At 72.9% G+C, this 22,008-nt stretch carries 1 protein-coding gene (cut by a window edge); it reads left to right on the top strand.

All coding sequences use genetic code 11. The features are described 5' to 3' along the window. Nucleotides 1-22,008: the 3' portion of an SDR family NAD(P)-dependent oxidoreductase gene (locus tag ACFZB9_RS24635; RefSeq protein ID WP_391450479.1), read on the top strand. It extends 9,312 nt beyond the left edge of the window; 22,008 of the gene's 31,320 nt are visible here — the last part of the coding sequence; its start codon lies beyond the left edge, outside the window; the stop codon is at nt 22,006-22,008.

Here is a 22,008-nt window from a genome sequence, read left to right as displayed (position 1 = left end):
AGTCTGCTGTTGGTCAGCCGCCGTGGTGCGCAGGCCGATGGCGTGGCCGAACTCGTCGCCGAGCTGGTGGCGTTGGGTGCGGAGACGGTGGTCGAGGCGTGTGATGTCGCGGACCGGGCGGCGGTGGCCGAGTTGGTCGCCCGTCACCCGGTGCGGGCGGTGGTGCACACGGCGGGTGTGCTGGACGACGGCGTCATCGGTTCGCTGACCCCCGAGCGGCTGGCAGCCGTGCTGCGTCCGAAGGTGGACGCGGCGTGGAATCTGCACGAGGCGACCCGGGATCTGGACCTCGCGGCGTTCGTCCTCTTCTCCTCGGTGGCGGGGACGTTCGGTAGCGCGGGGCAGGCGAACTATGCGGCGGGCAACGCTTTCCTGGACGCGCTGGCTCGGCACCGTCGCGCGGCCGGTCTGCCGGGTGTGTCGCTGGGGTGGGGTCCGTGGAGCCAGGACGGTGGCATGACCGGCGCCCTGGGCCGGGCCGACATCGAGCGCATCGCCCGACTGGGCATGCCGGCGCTCACCCCCGACGTCGGGTTGGCGCTCTTCGACGCCGCGCTCTCCGACGGGGAGCCGGTGACGCTTCCGGTCCGGCTGGACCTGGCGGCCCTGCGGGCCCAAGGGGAGGTGCCCGCGCTGCTGCGGGGCCTGATCCGTGCGCGTTCGCGCCGGTCGGCCGTGGCCGGCTCGACCACGGCCGTCGACCTGACCCGCCGTCTCTCCGCCCTGGGGGCGGAGGAGCGTCGCGAGGCGGTGCTCGCCCTGGTGCGCGCTCAGATCGCGCTGGTGCTGGGTCATGCGGGTGCGGCCGAGGTGGAGGCGACGAAGGCGTTCCAGGATCTCGGGTTCGATTCGCTGACCGCCGTGGAGTTGCGGAACCGGCTCGGGGCAGTGACGGGTCTTCGGCTGCCGGCGACGGTGGTGTTCGACTATCCGTCGGCGGAGGCGCTGGTCCGGTTCCTGCTGGAGGAGTTGTTCGGTGCCGAGAGCGAGGTTGCTGTTCCGGTCGGGACGCTGCCGTCCGTGGTGGACGATCCGGTGGTGATCGTGGGGATGGCGTGCCGGTATCCGGGTGCGGTGCGGTCCCCGGAGGGTCTGTGGCGGTTGGTCTCGGAGGGGGTGGATGCGATCTCCGGCTTCCCGACCGATCGTGGCTGGGATGTAGAGGGGCTGTTCAACGCGGATCGTGAGGTGCCGGGTACCTCGTACACGCGCTCGGGCGGATTCCTGTACGAGGCAGGGCAGTTCGATGCCGAGTTCTTCGGGATGAGTCCGCGTGAGGCGCTGGCGACGGATGCGCAGCAGCGGTTGCTGCTGGAGACGTCCTGGGAGGCGTTCGAGCGGGCCGGGATCGACCCGGTCTCGCTGCGCGGCAGCCGGACCGGCGTCTTCGCCGGTGTGATGTACCACGACTACGCGAGCCTGCTGGGCGGGCGCGACTTCGAGGGACTCCAGGGCAGCGGGAGCGCGGGAAGCATTGCCTCGGGCCGGGTCTCCTACGCGCTGGGGCTGGAGGGCCCTGCGGTCACGGTGGACACGGCGTGTTCCTCCTCGCTGGTGGCGATGCACCTGGCGGCGCAGGCGCTGCGCAGTGGCGAGTGCTCGCTGGCGGTGGCCGGCGGCGTGACGGTGATGTCGACCCCGAGCACCTTCGTGGAGTTCTCCCGGCAGGGCGGTCTGTCGGTCGACGGTCGCTGCCGTTCGTTCTCGGACTCGGCGGATGGGGTGGGCTGGGGCGAGGGTGTCGGCATGCTGGTCCTGGAGCGGCTGTCCGACGCACGGTGCAACGGGCACCGGGTGTTGGCGGTGGTGCGTGGCAGCGCGGTGAACCAGGACGGTGCGTCGAACGGTCTGACGGCGCCGAACGGTCCCTCGCAGCAGCGGGTGATCCGGCAGGCGTTGGCCAGTGGTGGCCTGGCCCCGGCGGATGTGGACGTGGTGGAGGGCCACGGCACCGGGACCACCCTGGGTGACCCGATCGAGGCGCAGGCCATCCTCGCCACCTACGGACAGGACCGACCCGAGGACCGGCCGGTCCGGCTGGGATCCCTCAAGTCGAACATCGGTCACACACAGGCGGCTGCGGGTGTGGCGGGCGTGATCAAGATGGTCATGGCGATGCGTCACGGCGTGCTGCCGAAGACGCTGCACGTGGATGCGCCGTCCTCGCACGTGGACTGGAGCGAAGGCGCGGTCGAACTTCTGACGGACAGTCAGGTGTGGCCGCAGGGTGCCGGTCCGCGCCGGGCGGGGGTGTCCTCGTTCGGGATCAGCGGCACTAACGCCCATGTTGTGCTGGAGCAGGGCGAGCCGGCCGAACTGCCGTCGGCTGAGCAGTCGGTGGTCACGCCTGGTGTGGTGCCGTGGGTGCTCGCGGGCCGGAGTGAGGCCGCGCTGCGCGCGCAGGCGGCGCGTCTGCTGTCCCACCTCCAGGAGCGGGTCGAGCACTCCTCGGTGGACATCGCCCTGTCCCTGGCCGCCGAGCGCTCGGTGTTCAACCACCGTGCGGTGGTGCTGGCTTCGGACCGTGAGGCCGGGCTCGCCGCGCTGGTGGCGGGCGAGCCGACGCCGGATGTGGTGCAGGGTTCGGTGCGTGCGGGCAAGCGCGCGTTCCTGTTCTCGGGACAGGGCTCGCAGCGGCCCGGCATGGGACGGGAGCTGTACGCCCGTTTCCCGGTGTTCGCCGAAGCCTTCGACGCGGTGTGCGCGCAGCCGGGTTTCGGTTCGGTCCGGGAGGCGGTGTGGGGTGCGGACGCCGAGCTGCTGAACCGGACCGTGCACGCTCAGGCGGGGTTGTTCGCGGTGGAGGTGGCGCTGTTCCGTTTGCTCGAATCCTGGGGCGTGCGGCCGGACTTCGTGGCCGGGCACTCGATCGGTGAGGTGGCTGCTGCCCACGTGGCCGGGGTGTTCACCCTCGCCGACGCCTGCACGCTGGTGGTGGCGCGCGGCAGCCTGATGCAGGCGTTGCCCGCCGGTGGTGCGATGCTCGCGGTGCAGGCGACGGAGGCGGAAGTCCTGCCGTTGCTCGGTGAGTTCGTCTCGATCGCGGCCGTCAACGGGCCGTCGTCGGTGGTGGTCTCGGGTGCCGAGGAGGCGGTGGAGGCGGTTCGTTCGCAGGTCGAGGAGCTGGGTCGCAAGACGTCCCGCCTGCGGGTGAGCCATGCTTTCCACTCGCCGCTGATGGACCCGATGCTCGAAGAGTTCACCCAGGTGGTCGGGGGCCTGTCCTTCGGCGTGCCGGCCATCCCGGTCGTCTCCAACCTGACCGGTGACCTCGCGACAGGCGAGCAGCTCCGCTCGCCGGAGTACTGGGTGCGCCACGTCCGCGAGGCCGTCCGCTTCGCCGACGGCGTGCGCGCGCTGCACGCCCAGGGCGTCACCCGCTTCGTCGAACTTGGCCCGGACGGTGTGCTCTCCGCACTCGCCCAGCAGACGCTCACCGAGGACGTCCTCACGGTCCCTGTCCTGCGCAAGGACCGGGGCGAGGAGACGACCGCGCTGCACGCGCTGGCCGCGTTGCACGTGAACGGTGTGCGGGTCGACTGGACCGCCGTCCTCGCCGGCACCGGCGCCCGTCGCGTCGACCTGCCCACCTACGCCTTCCAGCACCAGCACTTCTGGCCCACCGGCTCCGTGGCGCGCACGGGTGACGTCCGGTTCGCCGGCCTGGAGTCGCCCGAGCACCCGCTGCTGGGTGCGGCCGTCGAACTGGCCGAGGACGGCGGAGTCCTGCTCACCGGCCGCCTCTCGGTGCAGTCGCACCCGTGGCTCGCCGATCACGCGGTGCAGGGCACTGTGCTGCTGCCCGGCACGGGCCTGGTCGAACTGGCCCTGCGGGCCGGGGACGAGGTCGGCTGCGAGCTGCTGGAGGAACTGACGCTCGCCGCGCCGCTGGTGCTGCCCGAGCAGGGCGGCGTGCGCCTCCAAGTGCGCGTCGGCGTGCCGGACGACTCCGGACGGCGCGCGCTGAGCGTGCACTCCCGGCCGGACGACCAGGATCAGGAGCACGAGGTCTGGGCCGAACACGCCCGGGGTGTGCTGGCCGACGGCAGTGCCGAGCCGCTGCCGTTCGATGCGGCGTTCTGGCCACCGACCGGAGCCGAGTCGCTGCCGGTCGACGGCGCGTACGAGATGTTCGCCGAGCAGGGCTACCGGTACGGGCCGCTGTTCCAGGGCCTGAGGGCTGTCTGGCGGCGTGGTGAGGAGCTGTTCGCCGAGGTCGCGCTGCCCGAGGGTGTCGACGGCGGGGCGTTCGGCCTGCACCCGGCGTTGCTGGACGCGGCGATGCACGCCGCGATCCTGGACAGCGGACGTGGCAGCGGCGAGACGGTGATCCCGTTCGCCTGGAACGACGTGTCCCTCCATGCGGTGGGTGCATCGGCAGTGCGGGTGCGGTTGACGCGGCTCAGCGACGGCGGGTTGTCGCTGGCGGTTGCCGACCCGGCCGGCCGGCCGGTGCTCTCCGTGCGCTCGGTGACGGGGCGTCCGGTGTCGGCTGAGCAGTTGGGTGCGGTCGTTGACGGTCCGTTGTTCGGGATCGAGTGGTCGGTGGTGCCGGCTGGTGGTGCTGGGGCCGGGGTGTCGTGGTCGGGGTGGGAGGGGTTGTCGGAGTCGGGTCCGGTGCCGGATGTGGTGGTGTTGGACTGTGGTGGGGTGGGGGCGTGGACGGATGTGCCGTGTGGGGTGCGTGCGGTGGTGGGTCGTGTGTTGGGGGTGGTGCAGTCCTGGCTGGTGGAGGAGCGGTTCGCCGGGGCGCGGTTGGTGGTGGTGACGCGTGGTGCGGTGGCTGTGGCCGGGGAGCTGGCGGTGGATGTGGTGCAGGCTCCGGTGTGGGGTCTGGTCCGGTCGGCGCAGGCGGAGAATCCGGGGCGGTTCCTGCTGGTGGACCTGGAGGCGGGTGTCGATCCGGCCCTCGCCCTGGTGGCGGTGGCTTCGGGTGAGCCGGAGTCGGCGGTGCGTTCGGGTGAGGTGCTGGTGCCGCGGCTGGTCCGGCTGGCTCCTGGCGCGGGTGAGGTGCTGCTCGATGCCGAGGGTGCGGTGCTGGTCACGGGCGGTACCGGCGGTCTGGGCGCGGTGGTCGCCCGCCACCTCGTAACCGAGCGCAATGTCCGGCACCTGGTGCTGACCAGCCGGCGCGGCCTCGATGCCCCGGGCGCGCCGGAGCTGGTGGAGGAGCTCACCGCGCTCGGCGCGCGGGTGCGGATCACGGCCTGCGACGTCTCGGACCGGGACGCGCTGGCGGAGCTGGTCGCCGGGATCGTGGCCGAGCGTCCGCTGACGGCGCTCGTGCACGCGGCCGGCATCGGCGACAACGCCCTGATCGGCGCGCTGACGCCCGAGCGCATCGGCGCCGTGCTGGCGCCGAAGGCGGATGCGGCCTGGTATCTGCACGAGCTGACCCGGGACATGGAGTTGGCGGCGTTCGTGCTGTTCTCCTCGGCCGGTGGCCTGGTGCTGACGGCGGGGCAGGGCAACTACGCGGCGGCCAACGTCTTCCTGGACGCGCTCGCTGCCCGGCGCCGTGCCGAGGGCCTGCCGGCCACCTCGATGGCCTTCGGGCTGTGGGAGGTGGGCGCGGGCCTGGGCCAGTTCCTCACCGAGGTCGACCGCAAGCGGATGGCCACCCAGGGCATCCCCGTCCTGGCCCACGAGGCGGGCCTGGCGCTCTTCGCGGCCGGCCTGCGCTCCGAGCGGGCCACCGTGGTGCCGATCCGGGTCGACACCACCGCCCTGCGCACCCGCACCGACGAGGTTCCCGCGCTGCTGCGCGGCCTGACCCCGCGTACCCGGCGCGTCGGGGCCTCCCGCGGCACCGCCTCGGCGGCCGTGCTGGAGCAGCGGCTCGCGGGGCTGACCACGGGCGAGCGTGAGCGTGCCGTGCTGCAGATCGTCCGGGCCCAGGTCGCGGGCGTGCTCGGCCACGCCTCGGCCGAGGCGATCGCACCCGAACGGGCCTTCCAGGAGCTCGGCTTCGACTCCCTGGCCGCGACCGAGCTGCGCAACCAGCTCAACGCCCGCACCGGACTGCGCCTGCCCGCCACCCTCGCCTTCGACCACCCCAACGCCCGCGCCGTCGCCACCCACATCCTCGCGCTGCTCGGCGACACCGACACCGATGCCGACACCGATGCCGACACCGATGCCGACGCCGCGACGCACCGCACCGACGTGCGCGGCACGGACGACGAGCCGATCGCGATCGTCAGCATGGCCTGCCGCTACCCGGGCGGCGTGAGCTCGCCCGAGGAGCTGTGGCAGCTGCTGGTCGACGGTGCGGACACCGTCTCGGACCTGCCGACCAACCGCGGCTGGAACATCGAGAACCTCTACGACCCCGAGCCGGGCAAGGAGGGCCGGAGCTACACGCGTCGCGGCAGCTTCCTGCACGACGCGGCCGAGTTCGACCCGGGCTTCTTCGGCATCTCGCCACGCGAGGCGCTCTACATGGACCCGCAGCAGCGGCTCCTGCTGGAGACCGCGTGGGAGGCGCTGGAGCGGGCGGGCATCGATCCGGCCACGCTGCGCGGCAGCAGGACCGGCGTGTTCGCCGGCGTGATGTACCACGACTACGCGCTCAACGCGAACCCCTCCGGCACCAGCGGCGGCAGCGTCGTCTCGGGCCGGGTGTCGTACACGCTCGGCCTGGAGGGCCCGGCGCTGACGGTGGACACGGCCTGTTCGTCCTCGCTGGTGGCGCTCCACCTGGCGGTGCAGGCGCTGCGCACCGGCGAGTGCTCGCTGGCGCTGGCCGGCGGCGCCACCGTGATGTCCACCCCGGGCATGTTCATCGAGTTCAGCCGGCAGCGCGGCCTGTCCGTCGACGGGCGCTGCAAGGCGTTCGCCGGTGCGGCCGACGGCGTGGGCTGGTCCGAGGGCGTCGGCGTGCTGCTGGTCGAGCGGCTGTCGGACGCGCTGCGCCACGGCCACCAGGTGCTCGCGGTGGTGCGCGGCACGGCGGTGAACCAGGACGGTGCGAGCAACGGGTTCGCCGCCCCCAACGGCCCCTCGCAGCAGCGGGTGATCCGCCAGGCGCTGGCGAGCGCCGGTCTGTCGGCCGCCGAGGTCGACGCGGTGGAGGCCCACGGCACGGGGACGACGCTCGGCGACCCGATCGAGGCGCAGGCGCTGCTCGCCACCTATGGGCAGGGCCGGGCTCCCGAACAGCCCCTGCTGCTGGGGTCGATCAAGTCGAACATCGGCCACGCACAGGCGGCTGCGGGTGTGGCGGGCGTGATCAAGATGGTGCTGGCGATGCGTCACGGTCTGCTGCCGCAGACCCTGCACGTCGATCAGCCCTCCCCGCACGTGGACTGGAGCGAGGGTGCGGTCGAGCTGCTGACCGAGGCCAAGGAGTGGCCGGCGACCGGCCGGCCGCGCCGGGCGAGCGTGTCGGCGTTCGGGATCAGCGGCACCAACGCGCACGTCGTCCTTGAGCAGGGCCCGCAGCCGGCCGCGCGGCCGGCTGGCAGGGACACCGGGGTAGCCGGGGCGACCGAGGTAGCCGGGGCACCCGAGGGGTCCGGTACGGCGCTCCCGTGGCTGGTCTCCGCCGCGACGCCGGAGGCACTGCGTGCGCAGGCCGAGCGGCTGCACACGTTCGTGGCGTCCCAGCCGGAGCTGGCACCGCAGGACACGGCACACTCGCTGGCGACCACCCGGGCCGCGCTCGAACGGCGTGCCGTGGTGGTCGGTGGCGACCGCGCGCAGCTGCTGGCCGGACTTCGCGCTCTCGCCGAGGGCGAGGCCGCGCCCGGCGTCTTCACCGGGTCCGCCCGTGGCGGTGGTCCGCTGGCGTTCCTGTTCGCGGGGCAGGGGTCGCAGCGGTTGGGGATGGGACAGGAGCTGTACGGGCGCTTCCCGGTCTTCGCGGAGGCGTTCGACGCGGTGTGTGCCGCGTTGGGCCTGGTCCGGGAGGTGGTGTGGGGCGAGGACGTCGAGCTGCTGAACCGCACCGCGCACGCTCAGGCGGGGTTGTTCGCCATCGAGGTGGCGCTGTTCCGGCTGCTCGAATCCTGGGGCGTCAAGCCGGACTTCGTGGCCGGTCACTCGATCGGTGAGGTGGCTGCGGCGCATGTGGCCGGGGTGTTCTCGCTGGCCGATGCCTGCACCCTGGTGGCGGCGCGCGGCAGTCTGATGCAGGCGTTGCCCGCCGGTGGTGCGATGCTCGCGGTGCAGGCGACGGAGGCGGAAGTCCTGCCGCTGCTGGGTGAGTTCGTCTCGATCGCGGCCGTCAACGGGCCGTCGTCGGTGGTGGTCTCGGGTGCCGAGGAGGCGGTGGAGGCGGTTCGTTCGCAGGTCGAGGAGCTGGGCCGCAAGGCGTCCAGGCTGCGGGTGTCGCATGCCTTCCACTCCCCGTTGATGGATCCGATGCTGGACGAGTTCCGTGCCGTGCTCCAGGGCCTGTCCTTCGCCGCGCCGGCCATCCCCGTCGTCTCCAACCTGACCGGCGACCTCGCGACGGGCGAGCAGCTCCGCTCGCCGGAGTACTGGGTGCGCCACGTCCGCGAGGCGGTGCGCTTCGCCGACGGCGTGCGCACATTGCAGGCACACGGGGTCACCCGGTTCCTGGAGTTCGGGCCCGATGCCGTCCTCACGGGGATGGCGCGGGACTGCCTCGCGGAGGCGGCGGAGACGCTCGTGGTCCCGCTGCTGCGCGCGGGCCGGGACGAGGTCTCGACGCTGGTGGCGGCCACCGGCCGACTGCACGTGACCGGAACTCCCGTGGACTGGCGGGCCTTCTTCGCCGGTACCGGTGCCCGCCGGGTCGAGCTGCCCACCTACGCCTTCCAACGGCGGCCGTTCTGGCTCGACGCCACGAGCCCGCTCGCCGACCTGAGCGCGGCCGGTGTGGGCTCGGCGGACCACCCGCTGCTCGGCGCGGCCGTCGAACTGGTCGACGCGGACGGGTTCCTGTTCACCGGCCGGGTCTCGCTGGAGTCACACCCGTGGCTGGCGGACCACACCGTCCTGGGCCGGGTGCTGGTGCCCGGTACGGGCCTGCTCGAACTGGCCCTGCGGGCCGGCGCCGAGGCCGGTTGCGATCACGTGGAGGAGCTGACGCTCGCCGCGCCGCTGGTGCTGCCCGAGCAGGGCGGCGTGCAGCTGCAGGTCTGGGTCGGCGAGCCCGACGGGTCCGGGCGGCGCCCGGTCACCGTGCACTCCCGCCCCCAGGACGGTCCGGAACACGGCTGGGCCCGGCACGCTTCCGGCTTCCTGACCACGCCTTCCGCCGGTTCCGGCGGCGCGCTCGAGCTGACCGAGTGGCCGCCGGCCGGGGCCGAGACGGTGTCCGTCGACGGCGCCTACGAGGGCTTTGTGGACGCCGGGTTCGGCTATGGGCCGGTGTTCCAGGGCCTGCGGGCTGTCTGGCGGCGTGGTGAGGAGCTGTTCGCCGAGGTCGCGCTGCCCGAGGGTGTCGACGGCGGGGCGTTCGGTCTGCACCCCGCGCTGCTGGACGCGGCGATGCATGCCGCGATCCTCACCAGCTCGGGCGAGTTGGCGATTCCCTTCGTGTGGAACGACGTCTCGCTGCACGCGGTGGGTGCGTCGTCGGTGCGGGTCCGGTTGGCCCGGGCCGGTGACGGCGGCTGGTCCTTGGCCCTCGCCGATGTGTCGGGTCGGCCGGTGATGTCGGTCGGGTCGATGGTGGGGCGTCCGGTGTCGGCTGAGCAGTTGGGTGCGGTTGCTGACGGCCCGTTGTTCGGGATCGAGTGGTCGGTGGTGCCCGCGGGGGCGGCGGCGGGGGTGTCGTGGTCGGGGTGGGAGGGATTGTCGGAGTCGGGTCCGGCGCCGGATGTGGTGGTGCTGGACTGTGGCGGGGTGGGGGCGTGGACGGATGTGCCGTGTGGGGTGCGTGCGGTGACGGGTCGCGTGTTGGGGGTGGTGCAGTCCTGGCTCGCGGACGAGCGGTTCGCCGGGGCGCGGTTGGTGGTGGTGACGCGTGGTGCGGTGGCTGTGGCCGAGGAGCTGGCGGTGGATGTGGTGCAGGCTCCGGTGTGGGGTCTGGTCCGGTCGGCGCAGGCGGAGAATCCGGGGCGGTTCGTGCTGGTGGACCTGGAGGCGGGTGTCGATCCGGCCCTCGCCTTGGTGGCGGTGGCTTCGGGTGAGCCGGAGTCGGCGGTGCGTTCGGGTGAGGTGCTGGTGCCGCGGCTGGTCCGGCTGGCTCCTGGCGCGGGTGAGGTGCTGCTCGATGCCGAGGGTGCGGTGCTGGTCACGGGCGGTACCGGCGGTCTGGGTGCGGTGGTGGCGCGGTACTTGGTGACCGAGCGCGGTGTGCGGCACCTGGTGCTGACCAGCCGGCGCGGCCTGGGCACGCCGGGCGCGCCGGAGCTGGTCGAGGAACTCACCGCGCTCGGCGCGCTCGTGCGGATCACGGCTTGCGACGTCTCGGACCGGGACGCGCTGGCGGAGCTGGTCGCCGGGATCGTGGCCGAGCGGCCGCTGACGGCGGTCGTGCACGCGGCCGGCACCGGTGACAGCGCTCTGGTGACTTCCCTCACCGAGGCGCAGCTGAACTCCGTGCTGGCGCCGAAGGCGGATGCGGCCTGGTTCCTGCACGAGCTGACCCGCGGCATGGAGTTGGCGGCGTTCGTGCTGTTCTCCTCGGCCGGTGGCCTGGTGCTGACGGCGGGGCAGGGCAACTACGCGGCGGCCAACGTCTTCCTCGACGCGCTCGCCGCCCGGCGCCGCGCCGAGGGCCTGGCGGCCACCTCGATGGCCTTCGGGCTGTGGGAGGTGGGCGCGGGTCTGGGCCAGTTCCTCACCGAGGTCGACCGCAAGCGGATGGCCACCCAGGGCATCCCCGCACTCACGCACGAGGCGGGCCTGGCGCTCTTCGCGGCCGGCCTGCGCTCCGAGCGGGCCACCGTGGTGCCGATCCGGATCGACACCACCGCCCTGCGTACCCGCACCGACGAGGTTCCCGCGCTGCTGCGCGGCCTGACGCCGATGGTGCGGCGGGCCGCGGCGGCGAGCTCCGCACCGGCGGCGACGATGGGGGAGCGGCTCGCGGGCCTGGCCCTGCCGGAGCGGCAGCGCGCGGTGCTGCAGCTCGTCCGTACCGAGGTCGCCGCTGTGCTGGGCCACACCTCGGCCGAGGCGGTCGAGGCGGAGCGGGCCTTCCAGGAACTCGGCTTCGACTCCCTGGCAGCAACCGAGCTGCGCAACCACCTGAACTCCCTGACCGGCCTGCGCCTGCCCGCCACCCTCGCCTTCGACCACCCCAACGCCCGGGCGGTCGCCGACCACATCCTGACGATGCTCGGCGACGGTGACGGCGACCGCACCGATGAGGACGCGATCCGCACGGCTCTCCGGTCGATCCCGACCAGCCGACTCCGCGACGCGGGGCTGATGGAGAGCCTGCTGGAGCTGGCGGAGGTCCGCGTCGCGTCCTCCCCGGCCACCGAGGGCGGCGAGGGCGGCGAGGGCGACGAGGAGAACGAGGGCGACGCCCTGTTCGCCGGCGTGCCTGCCGAGCCCGCCGAGCCCGCCGAGCTTGCCGACGACGACCCGGCCGACGGCGCCGCACTGCGCGCCGCTCGGCAGGAGGCCGCCCGGCTGCGGGCGCACAGTCGCAAGCTCACCGCTTCCCAGCACGAGCCGATCGCCATCGTCGGCATGGCCTGCCGCTACCCGGGCGGTGTGACCAGCCCGGAGGAGCTGTGGCAGCTGGTGATGTCCGGCGGTGACGGAATCTCCGGCTTCCCGACCGACCGCGGTTGGGACCTCTCCTCTCTGCGCGACCCGAACAGCGAGCGTCCGACCGCCTACTACACCCGCGAGGGCGGCTTCCTGGACGGGGCCGCGGAGTTCGACCCGGGCTTCTTCGGGATCTCCCCGCGCGAGGCGCTGGCCATGGATCCGCAGCAGCGGCTGACACTCGAACTCTCCTGGGAGGCACTGGAGCGGGCGGGGATCGACCCGACCTCGCTGCGCGGCTCCCGCACCGGCGTGTTCGCCGGTGTGATGTACCACGACTACCCGGGCAGCGACGGCAACGGCAGCGTGGTCTCGGGCCGCGTCTCCTACAAGCTCGGCCTCGAAGGGCCCGCCGTCTCGGTCGACACTGCCTGCTCCTCCTCGCTGGTGGCGCTGCACCTGGCGGTGCAGGCGCTGCGCCAGGGGGAGTGCTCCCTCGCCGTGACCGGCGGTGTCACCGTGATGGCCACCCCTGGTGTCTTCGCCGAGTTCGGCCGGCAGGGCGCGCTCGCCTCGGACGGCCGGTGCAAGTCCTTCGCGACGGCTGCCGACGGCACCGGATTCGCCGAGGGCGCGGGCTTCCTGGTGGTCGAGCGGCTCTCCGACGCGGTGCGCAACGGCCACCCCGTGCTCGCCCTGGTCCGCGGCTCCGCCGTCAACCAGGACGGTGCGAGCAACGGTCTCACCGCGCCGAACGGCCCCTCCCAGCGCCGGGTGATCCGCCAGGCGCTGGCCAACGCGCGCCTGGCCGCCGACCAGATCGACGTGGTGGAGGCGCACGGCACAGGGACCAGGCTCGGCGACCCGATCGAGGCGCAGGCGCTGCTGGAGACCTACGGTCAGCACCGGCCCGCCGAACGGCCGCTCTGGCTGGGGTCGGTGAAGTCGAACATCGGTCACACGCAGGCGGCCGCCGGTGTGGCCGGTGTGATCAAGATGGTGATGGCGATGCGCCACGGGGCGCTGCCGTCCACGCTGCACGTGGACGAACCGACCCACCAGGTCGACTGGACGGCGGGGGCGGTCCAGCTGCTGACCGAGGCGCGGGAGTGGGGTGCGGGTGACCGTCCGCGCCGCGCGGGCGTCTCGTCGTTCGGGATCAGCGGCACCAACGCGCATGTGCTGGTGGAGGAGGCACCGGCCGCTGTACCGGCCCTCGCCCAGTCCGAGCCCGCGCCAGCGGCCGCCTCGGTGCCGTGCGTGGTATCGGCCGCGACGCCGGAGGCCGTGCGGGCGCAGGCTGAGCGGCTGCTCGCGCTGGTCACGCGTGAACCGGCCCTGCGCCCGGTCGACCTCGCCTACTCCCTCGTCACGACGAGGGCCGCGCTCGACCACGGCGCGGTGGTCGTCGCCGCCGATCGGGAGGAACTGCTCACCGGGCTCGGTGCGTTGGCGCGCGGCGAGTCGCCCACCGGTGCTCGGACGGCAGGACTGCTGGCGTTCCTGTTCTCGGGACAGGGGGCGCAGCGGCTCGGCATGGGACGGGAGTTGTACGAGCGGTTCCCGGTGTTCGCCGAAGCCTTCGACGCGGTGTGCGCGGAGCCGGGCTTCGGTGCCGTTCGCGAGGTGGTGTGGGGTACGGATGCCGAGCTGCTGAACCGGACGATTCACGCTCAGGCGGGGTTGTTCGCCATCGAGGTGGCGCTGTTCCGGCTGCTCGAATCCTGGGGCGTCAAGCCGGACTTCGTGGCCGGACATTCGATCGGTGAGGTGGCTGCGGCGCATGTGGCCGGGGTGTTCTCGCTGGCGGACGCGTGCACCCTGGTGGCGGCGCGCGGCAGCCTGATGCAGGCGCTGCCCGCCGGTGGCGCGATGCTCGCGGTGCAGGCGACGGAGGCGGAAGTCCTCCCGCTGCTGGGTGAGTTCGTCTCGATCGCGGCCGTCAACGGGCCGTCGTCGGTGGTGGTCTCGGGTGCCGAGGAGGCGGTGGAGGCGCTTCGTTCGCAGGTCGAGAAGCTGGGCCGCAAGGCGTCCAGGCTGCGGGTGTCGCATGCCTTCCACTCCCTGCTGATGGACCCGATGCTGGAGGAGTTCCGTGCCGTGCTCCATGGCCTGTCCTTCGCCGCGCCGGCCATCCCGGTCGTCTCCAACCTGACCGGCGGCCTCGCGACAGGCGAGCAGCTCCGCTCGCCGGAGTACTGGGTGCGCCACGTCCGCGAGGCCGTGCGCTTCGCCGACGGTGTGCGCACATTGCAGGCACACGGGGTCAGCCGGTTCCTGGAGTTGGGACCGGACGGCGTACTGTCCGCGATGGCTCGGCACTCCCTGCCGGAGGAGGCCGTCGTGCTCCCTGCGCTGCGCAGGGACCGGGACGAGTCGGCGACCGCGCTGCACGCGCTGGCCGAATTGCACGTCCATGGCGTGCGGGTCCACTGGACGGCTGCGCTGGCCGGAACCGGCGCCCGCCGGATCGACCTGCCCACCTACGCCTTCCAGCACCGGCGGTTCTGGCCGGCGACGATGACCTTCGCCGGCAGCGCCGAGTCCGTCGGGCTGAAGTCCCTGGCGCACCCGGTGCTCTCGGGCGCGGTGGAGCTGGCGGGTTCGGCCGGGTTCCTGTTCACGGGCCGGCTGTCGGTGCAGGCGCAGCCGTGGCTCGCCGGACACGTGGTGCTGGGTTCGGTGCTGGTGCCGGGCGCGGCGCTGCTGGAGCTGGCGATCCGTGCGGGTGACGAGGTCGGCTGCGACCTGGTCGAGGAGCTGACGCTCGCCACGCCGCTGGTGCTGCCGGACGAGGGCGGTGTGCGGGTGCAGGTATGGGTGGGCGAGCTGGACGATTCCGGCCGCCGTGCGGTCAGCGTGCACTCGTCCGAGGACGGTGCGGCTGAGCAGGCCTGGACCTTGCATGCGAGCGGCGTGCTGGCGTCCGGCGCGGCTCCGGTGGCCTTCGACGCGACGACATGGCCGCCGGCTGGTGCCGAGCCGCTGGACGTGACCGGTCTCTACGATCGTTTCGCGGAGGCGGGTTTCGAGTACGGTCCGGTGTTCCAGGGCCTTCGGGCTGCCTGGCGGCTCGGCGACGACCTGTTCGCCGAGGTCCTGCTCCCCGAGGTCCTGCTCCCCGAGGGCGTGGAGGGTGGGGCGTTCGGTCTGCATCCGGCCTTGTTGGACGCGTGTCTGCATGCGTCGGCCCTTGTCGGTGATGGTGGGGAGGGCCAGGGCTCGGCGGGTGTGCCGTTCTCGTGGTCCGGTGTGTCGGTGCATGCGGCGGGTGCGTCGTCGGTGCGGGTGCGGTTGTCGCGTGCTGGTGCCGGCGGTGTGTCGCTGGCGGTCGCGGATGCCGCAGGGGCGCCGGTCGCCTGGGTGGAGTCGCTCGTGGTCCGGCCGATCAGTGCCGAGCAGTTGGGCGGGTCGGCGTCGGTTGCGCGGGATGCGATGTTCCGGCTCGACTGGACGGCGGTTCAGCCGGTGGACGCCGAGTCCGTGTCGCATGTGAGGGTCGGGCTGGAGGTGGAGCTGTCGTCGCTGGTGGAGGTGCCGGCTGTGGTGGTGGTCGAGCTTCCCGCTGGTGCGTCCGGTGGCGTGGTGGAGTCGGTGCATGCGGTGGCGTCGCGGGTGTTGGGTCTGGTGCAGTCGTGGTTGGTCGAGGAGCGGTTCGTGGGCTCGCGGTTGGTCTTCGTGACGCGTGGTGCGGTGTCGGGTGCGGATCTGGCGGGTGCGGCGGTGTGGGGTCTGGTGCGGTCGGCGTCGTCGGAGAATCCGGGCCGGTTCGGCCTGGTGGATCTGGAGGGCGAGGGCGAACTGCCGTCGGGTGCACTGGCATTGGATGAGCCGCAGCTGCTGGTGCGTGCTGGTGAGGTGCTGGCGGCGCGGCTGGTGCGGGTGTCGGCGGCGGCCGAGGCGGGTGCCCCGTCGTGGGCCGGTGACGGTGACGGTGCCGTGCTGGTGACCGGTGGTACCGGTGGCCTGGGCCGGCTCGTGGCTCGTCACCTGGTGGTGGAGCACGGGGTGCGGAGTCTGCTGCTGGTCAGCCGCCGTGGTGCGCAGGCCGATGGCGTGGCCGAACTCGTTGCCGAGCTGGCGGCGTTGGGCGCGGAGACGGTGGTCGAGGCGTGTGATGTCGCGGACCGGGCGGCGGTGGCCGAGCTGGTCGCCCGTCACCGGGTGCGGGCGGTGGTGCACACGGCGGGTGTGCTGGACGACGGCGTCATCGGTTCGCTGACCCCCGAGCGGCTGGCAGCCGTGCTGCGTCCGAAGGTGGACGCGGCATGGAACCTGCACGAGGCGACCAGGGGTCTGGACCTCGCGGCCTTCGTCCTCTTCTCCTCGGTGGCGGGGACGTTCGGCAACGCGGGGCAGGCGAACTATGCGGCGGGCAACGCTTTCCTGGACGCGCTGGCTCGGCACCGTCGCGCTGCCGGTCTGCCGGGTGTGTCACTGGGGTGGGGGCCGTGGAGCCAGGACGGTGGCATGACCGGCGCCCTGAGCGAGTCCGACATCGAGCGGATGACACGGGCCGGGATGCCGCCGATCTCCCCGGAGCAGGGGCTGGCGCTCTTCGAGGCGGCCCTGGCCCAGGCGGAGCCGACTGTCCTCCCGGTCCGGCTGGACCTGGCGGCGCTCCGGGCGCAGGGTGCGGTGCCGGTGCTGCTGCGCGGCCTGATCCGCACGCCGATCCGTCGGAGCGTGACGGCCGAGGGCGCTACCGACCTGGTGCGGCGTCTGTCCGCCCTGGGGGCGGAGGAGCGTGGCGAGGCGCTGCTCGATCTGGTGTGTACTCAGATCGCCCTGGTGCTCGGTCATGCCGGTACGGCCGAGGTGGATGCGAGGAAGGCGTTCCAGGACCTCGGGTTCGATTCGCTGACCGCCGTGGAGCTGCGGAACCGGCTCGGGGCGGTGACGGGTCTTCGGCTACCGGCGACGGTGGTGTTCGACTATCCGTCGGCGGAGGCGCTGGTCCGGTTCCTGCTGGACGAGCTGGTCGGTGGCGAGGCCGAAGTGGCGCTTCCGCTCAGGGCGTTGCCGTCGGTGGCGGACGATCCGGTGGTGATCGTGGGGATGGCCTGTCGGTACCCGGGTGGGGTGCGGTCGCCGGAGGGTCTGTGGCGGCTGGTCGCGGAGGGCGTGGATGCGATCTCGGGCTTCCCGACCGATCGTGGCTGGGACGTGGAGACGCTCTACGACCCGGACCCGGAGCACCTCGGCACGTCCTCCACGAAGTGGGGCGGGTTCCTGCGTGACGCGGCGGCGTTCGATGCCGAGTTCTTCGGGATGAGTCCGCGTGAGGCGTTGGCGACGGATGCGCAGCAGCGGTTGCTGCTGGAGACGTCCTGGGAGGCGTTCGAGCGGGCCGGGATCGACCCTGTCTCGCTGCGCGGCAGTCAGACCGGTGTCTTCGCCGGTGTGATGTACAGCGACTACGCGAGTCTGCTGGGCGGACGCGAGTTCGAGGGCTACCAGGGCAGCGGCAGCGCGCCGAGCATCGCGTCAGGCCGCGTGTCGTACACGCTGGGCTTGGAGGGCCCTGCGGTCACGGTGGACACGGCGTGTTCCTCGTCGCTGGTGGCGATGCACCTGGCGGCGCAGGCGCTGCGCAGTGGTGAGTGCTCGTTGGCGGTGGCCGGCGGTGTGACGGTGATGTCCACCCCGACGACGTTCGTGGAGTTCTCCCGGCAGCGAGGCCTCGCGGCGGACGGCCGGAGCAAGGCGTTCGCCGAGGCGGCGGACGGTGTGGGCTGGGGCGAGGGCGTGGGGATGGTGGTGCTGGAACGGCTCGCCGACGCACGGCGCAACGGGCACCAGGTGTTGGCGGTGGTGCGTGGCAGCGCGGTGAACCAGGACGGCGCGTCGAACGGTCTGACGGCGCCGAACGGTCCCTCGCAGCAGCGGGTGATCCGGCAGGCGCTGGCCAGTGGTGGGTTGTCGGCTGCCGACGTGGACGCGGTGGAGGCCCACGGCACGGGGACGAGGCTGGGCGATCCGATCGAGGCGCAGGCGCTGATCGCGACGTACGGTCAGGACCGGTCCGCCGAACGGCCGCTCTGGCTGGGGTCGGTGAAGTCGAACATCGGGCACACGCAGGCGGCTGCGGGTGTGGCGGGTGTGATCAAGATGGTCATGGCGATGCGCCACGGTGTGCTGCCGAGGACACTGCACGTGGATGCGCCGTCCTCGCACGTGGACTGGAGTGCGGGCGCGGTCGAGCTGTTGACGGACAGTCAGGCCTGGCCGCAGGGTGCGGGCCCGCGTCGGGCGGGTGTGTCGTCCTTCGGGATCAGCGGCACCAACGCCCACGTCGTGCTGGAGCAGGGCGAGCCGGCCGAACTCCCGCCGGTTGAGCAGCTGGTGGTGGTGCCCGGGGTGGTGCCCGGGGTGGTGCCGTGGGTGCTGTCGGGCCGGAGCGAGGCTGCGCTGCGGGCGCAGGCCGAGGCTCTCCTTGCCCAGGTGTGGGAGCGGCCCGCGCTCTCCCCGGTGGATGTCGCGCTGTCCCTGGCGACGGAACGCTCGGCGTTCGACCACCGCGCGGTGGTGCTGGCTTCCGACCGTGAGGCCGGGCTGGCCGGGCTGAATGGGCTGGCCGCGTTGGCGGCGGCTGAGTCGACGCCTGGTGTGGTCGAGGGCTCGGTGCGTGCGGGCAAGCGGGCCTTCCTGTTCTCCGGGCAGGGCTCGCAACGCCTGGGGATGGGCCGGGAGTTGTACGCCCGTTTCCCGGTGTTCGCCGAAGCCTTCGACGCGGTCTGTGCGCAGCCGGGCTTCGATGCGGTTCGCGAGGTGCTCTGGGGCGAGGACGTGGACCTGCTGAACCGGACCGTCCACGCCCAGGCCGGTCTGTTCGCCATCGAGGTGGCGCTGTTCCGGCTGCTCGAATCCTGGGGCGTCAAGCCCGATTTCGTGGCCGGGCACTCGATCGGCGAGATCGCTGCCGCGCATGTGGCCAGGGTGTTCTCGCTGGCGGACGCGTGCACCCTGGTGGCGGCGCGCGGCAGTCTGATGCAGGCCCTGCCCACCGGTGGCGCGATGCTCGCGGTGCAGGCGACGGAGGCGGAAGTCCTGCCACTGCTGGATGAGTTCGTCTCGATCGCGGCGATCAACGGGCCGCAGTCGGTCGTCGTCTCCGGCGCCGAGGAACAGGTGGAACGGATTCGCGTCCACGTCGAGGAGCTGAGGCGCAAGACGACCCGCTTGCAGGTGTCGCATGCCTTCCACTCCCCGCTGATGGACCCGATGCTGGACGAGTTCCGTGCCGTGCTCCAGGGCCTGTCCTTCGGCGTGCCGGCCATCCCGGTCGTCTCCAACCTGACCGGCGACCTCGCGACAGGCGAGCAGCTCCGCTCGCCGGAGTACTGGGTGCGCCACGTCCGCGAGGCCGTCCGGTTCGCCGACGGCGTGCGCGCGCTGCACGCCCAGGGCGTCACCCGCTTCGTCGAACTGGGCCCGGACGGTGTGCTCTCCGCACTCGCCCAGCAGACGCTCACCGAGGACGTCCTCACGGTCCCCGTCCTGCGCAAGGACCGGGACGAGGAGACGACCGCGCTGCACGCGCTGGCCGCGTTGCACGTGAACGGTGTGCGGGTCGACTGGACCGCCGTCCTCGCCGGCACCGGCGCCCGTCGCGTCGACCTGCCCACCTACGCCTTCCAGCACCAGCACTTCTGGCCCACCGCGGTGGCCGGGGCAAGGGGCGCCGAGGCTCTCGGGCTCAAGTCCGCCGAACACCCGTTGCTCTCGGGTGCGGTGGAGTTGGCAGGCGCGGCCGGGTTCCTGTTCACGGGCCGGCTGTCGGTGCAGGCGCAGCCGTGGCTCGCCGATCACGTGGTGCTGGGTTCGGTGCTGGTGCCGGGAACGGCGCTGCTGGAGCTGGCGATCCGTGCGGGTGACGAGGTCGGCTGCGACCTGGTCGAGGAGTTGACGCTCGCCGCGCCGCTGGTGCTGCCCGAGCAGGGCAGCATGGACCTGCAGGTGGCCGTCGGCGGTTCGGACGACGAGGGCCGGCGGACGCTGAGCGTGCACTCCCGCCGGGCGAACGCCTCCCAGGAACCCTGGACGCTCCATGCGACCGGGGTGTTGACGGCCGGCGCGGTACCGGCACCGGTACCGTTCGACGTGACGACATGGCCGCCGGCTGGTGCCGAGCCGCTGGACGTGACCGGTCTCTACGATCGTTTCGCGGAGGCGGGTTTCGAGTACGGTCCGGTGTTCCAGGGCCTTCGGGCTGCCTGGCAGCTCGGCGACGACCTGTTCGCCGAGGTCGCGCTGCCTGACGGCCTGGAGGCCGGGTCGTTCGCCCTGCACCCCGCGCTCTTCGACGCGGGCCTGCACGTGATCGCGGCGGGCGCGGGGGAGGGCCAGGGCTCGGCGGGTGTGCCGTTCTCGTGGTCCGGTGTGTCGGTGCATGCGGCGGGTGCGTCGTCGGTGCGGGTGCGGTTGTCGCGTGCTGGTGCCGGCGGTGTGTCGCTGGCGGTCGCGGATGCCGCAGGGGCGCCGGTCGCCTGGGTGGAGTCGCTCGTGGTCCGGCCGATCAGTGCCGAGCAGTTGGGTGGTTCGGGGGCGGTTGCGCGGGATGCGATGTTCCGGCTCGACTGGACGGCGGTTCAGCCGGTGGACGCTGAGTCCGTGTCGCATGTGAGGGTCGGGCTGGAGGTGGATCTGGCGGCGTTGGTGGAGGTGCCGGCTGTGGTGGTGGTTGAGCTTCCCGCTGGTGCGTCCGGTGGCGTGGTGGAGTCGGTGCATGCGGTGGCGTCGCGGGTGTTGGGTCTGGTGCAGTCGTGGTTGGTCGAGGAGCGGTTCGTGGGCTCGCGGTTGGTCTTCGTGACGCGTGGTGCGGTGTCGGGTGCGGATCTGGCGGGCGCGGCGGTGTGGGGTCTGGTGCGGTCGGCGTCGTCGGAGAATCCGGGCCGGTTCGGTCTGGTGGATCTGGAGGGCGAGGGCGAACTGCCCACGGGCGCACTGGCATTGGACGAGCCGCAGCTGCTGGTGCGTGCTGGTGAGGTGCTGGCGGCGCGGCTGGTGCGGGTGTCGGCGGCGGCCGAGGCGGGTTCCCCGTCGTGGGCCGGTGACGGTGACGGTGACGGTGCCGTGCTGGTGACCGGTGGTACCGGTGGCCTGGGCCGGCTCGTGGCTCGTCACCTGGTGGTGGAGCACGGGGTGCGGAGGCTGCTGCTGGTCTCCCGTCGCGGGGCGGCGGCCGACGGCGCGGCCGAACTCGTCGCCGAGCTGGCGGCGTTGGGTGCGGAGACGGTGGTCGAGGCGTGTGATGTCGCGGACCGGGCGGCGGTGGCCGAGTTGGTCGCCCGTCACCGGGTGCGGGCGGTGGTGCACACGGCGGGTGTGCTGGACGACGGCGTCATCGGTTCGCTGACCCCCGAGCGGCTGGCAGCCGTGCTGCGTCCGAAGGTGGACGCGGCGTGGAACCTGCACGAGGCGACCAGGGGTCTGGACCTCGCGGCCTTCGTCCTCTTCTCCTCGGCAGCGGGGACGCTCGGCAACCCGGGCCAGGCCAACTATGCCGCGGCCAACGCCTTCCTGGACGCACTCGCGTGCCAGCGCCGGGCGCAGCAGCGTCCGGGCCTGTCACTCGCCTGGGGCCCGTGGGCCCGGACCGGCGGGATGACCGGCGAGCTCAGCGAGGCCGACGCCCAGCGGATGGCGCGGGCCGGTATGCCGCCGCTGGCCGCGGCGGACGGGCTGGCGCTGTTGGACGCCGCCCTCGCCGGGGCGGAGCCGGCCGTGCTGCCGATGCGCCTGGACCTGGCGGTGCTGCGGGCCAAGGGCGAGGTGCCGCCGCTGCTGCGGGAGTTGATCCGTACGCCGCTGCGCCGGACCTCGGCCGCGGGTGCCGGCGGCGCCGGCGACCTGGTCCGGCGCCTGTCCGCGCTGCCCGGGACCGAGCGTCGCGAGACGCTGCTGGACGAGGTGCGCGGTCAGGTCGCCGCCGTCCTCGGGCACCCGAGCGGGACCGAGGTCGATCCGGAACGCGCTTTCCAGGACCTCGGCTTCGACTCGCTCACCGCGGTCGAGCTGCGGAACCGGCTGGGCGCCCTGGCCGGGGTGCGACTGCCGGCGACCCTGGTCTTCGACTACCCGACACCGCTGGAGCTGACGGATCACCTGTTCGCCGAGCTGGAGCTCGCGCCGGAGGAAGCGGCCGGGCAGGGGGCCCTCCTGGCCGACCTGGAGAGGCTGGAGAAGGCGTTCGCCGATCTGGAGGTCAGTGAGGAGCTGTACGAGCAGGTCGCGGGCCGGCTGGAGGTGATCAAGGCGAAGTGGGGCGCCCTGCGCGGCGGTTCGGGCTCCGGTGCCGCCTTCGACTTCGACACGGCCTCCGACGAGGACGTCTTCGACCTGCTGGACAACGAGCTGGGTCTGTCGTGA

Source organism: Kitasatospora sp. NPDC008050 (assembly GCF_042957465.1).
In the GTDB taxonomy this organism is placed as follows: Bacteria; Actinomycetota; Actinomycetes; order Streptomycetales; family Streptomycetaceae; genus Kitasatospora.
The sequence above is the reverse complement of the archived record's forward strand: the minus strand, read 5'-3'. Positions and strand labels throughout refer to the sequence as shown.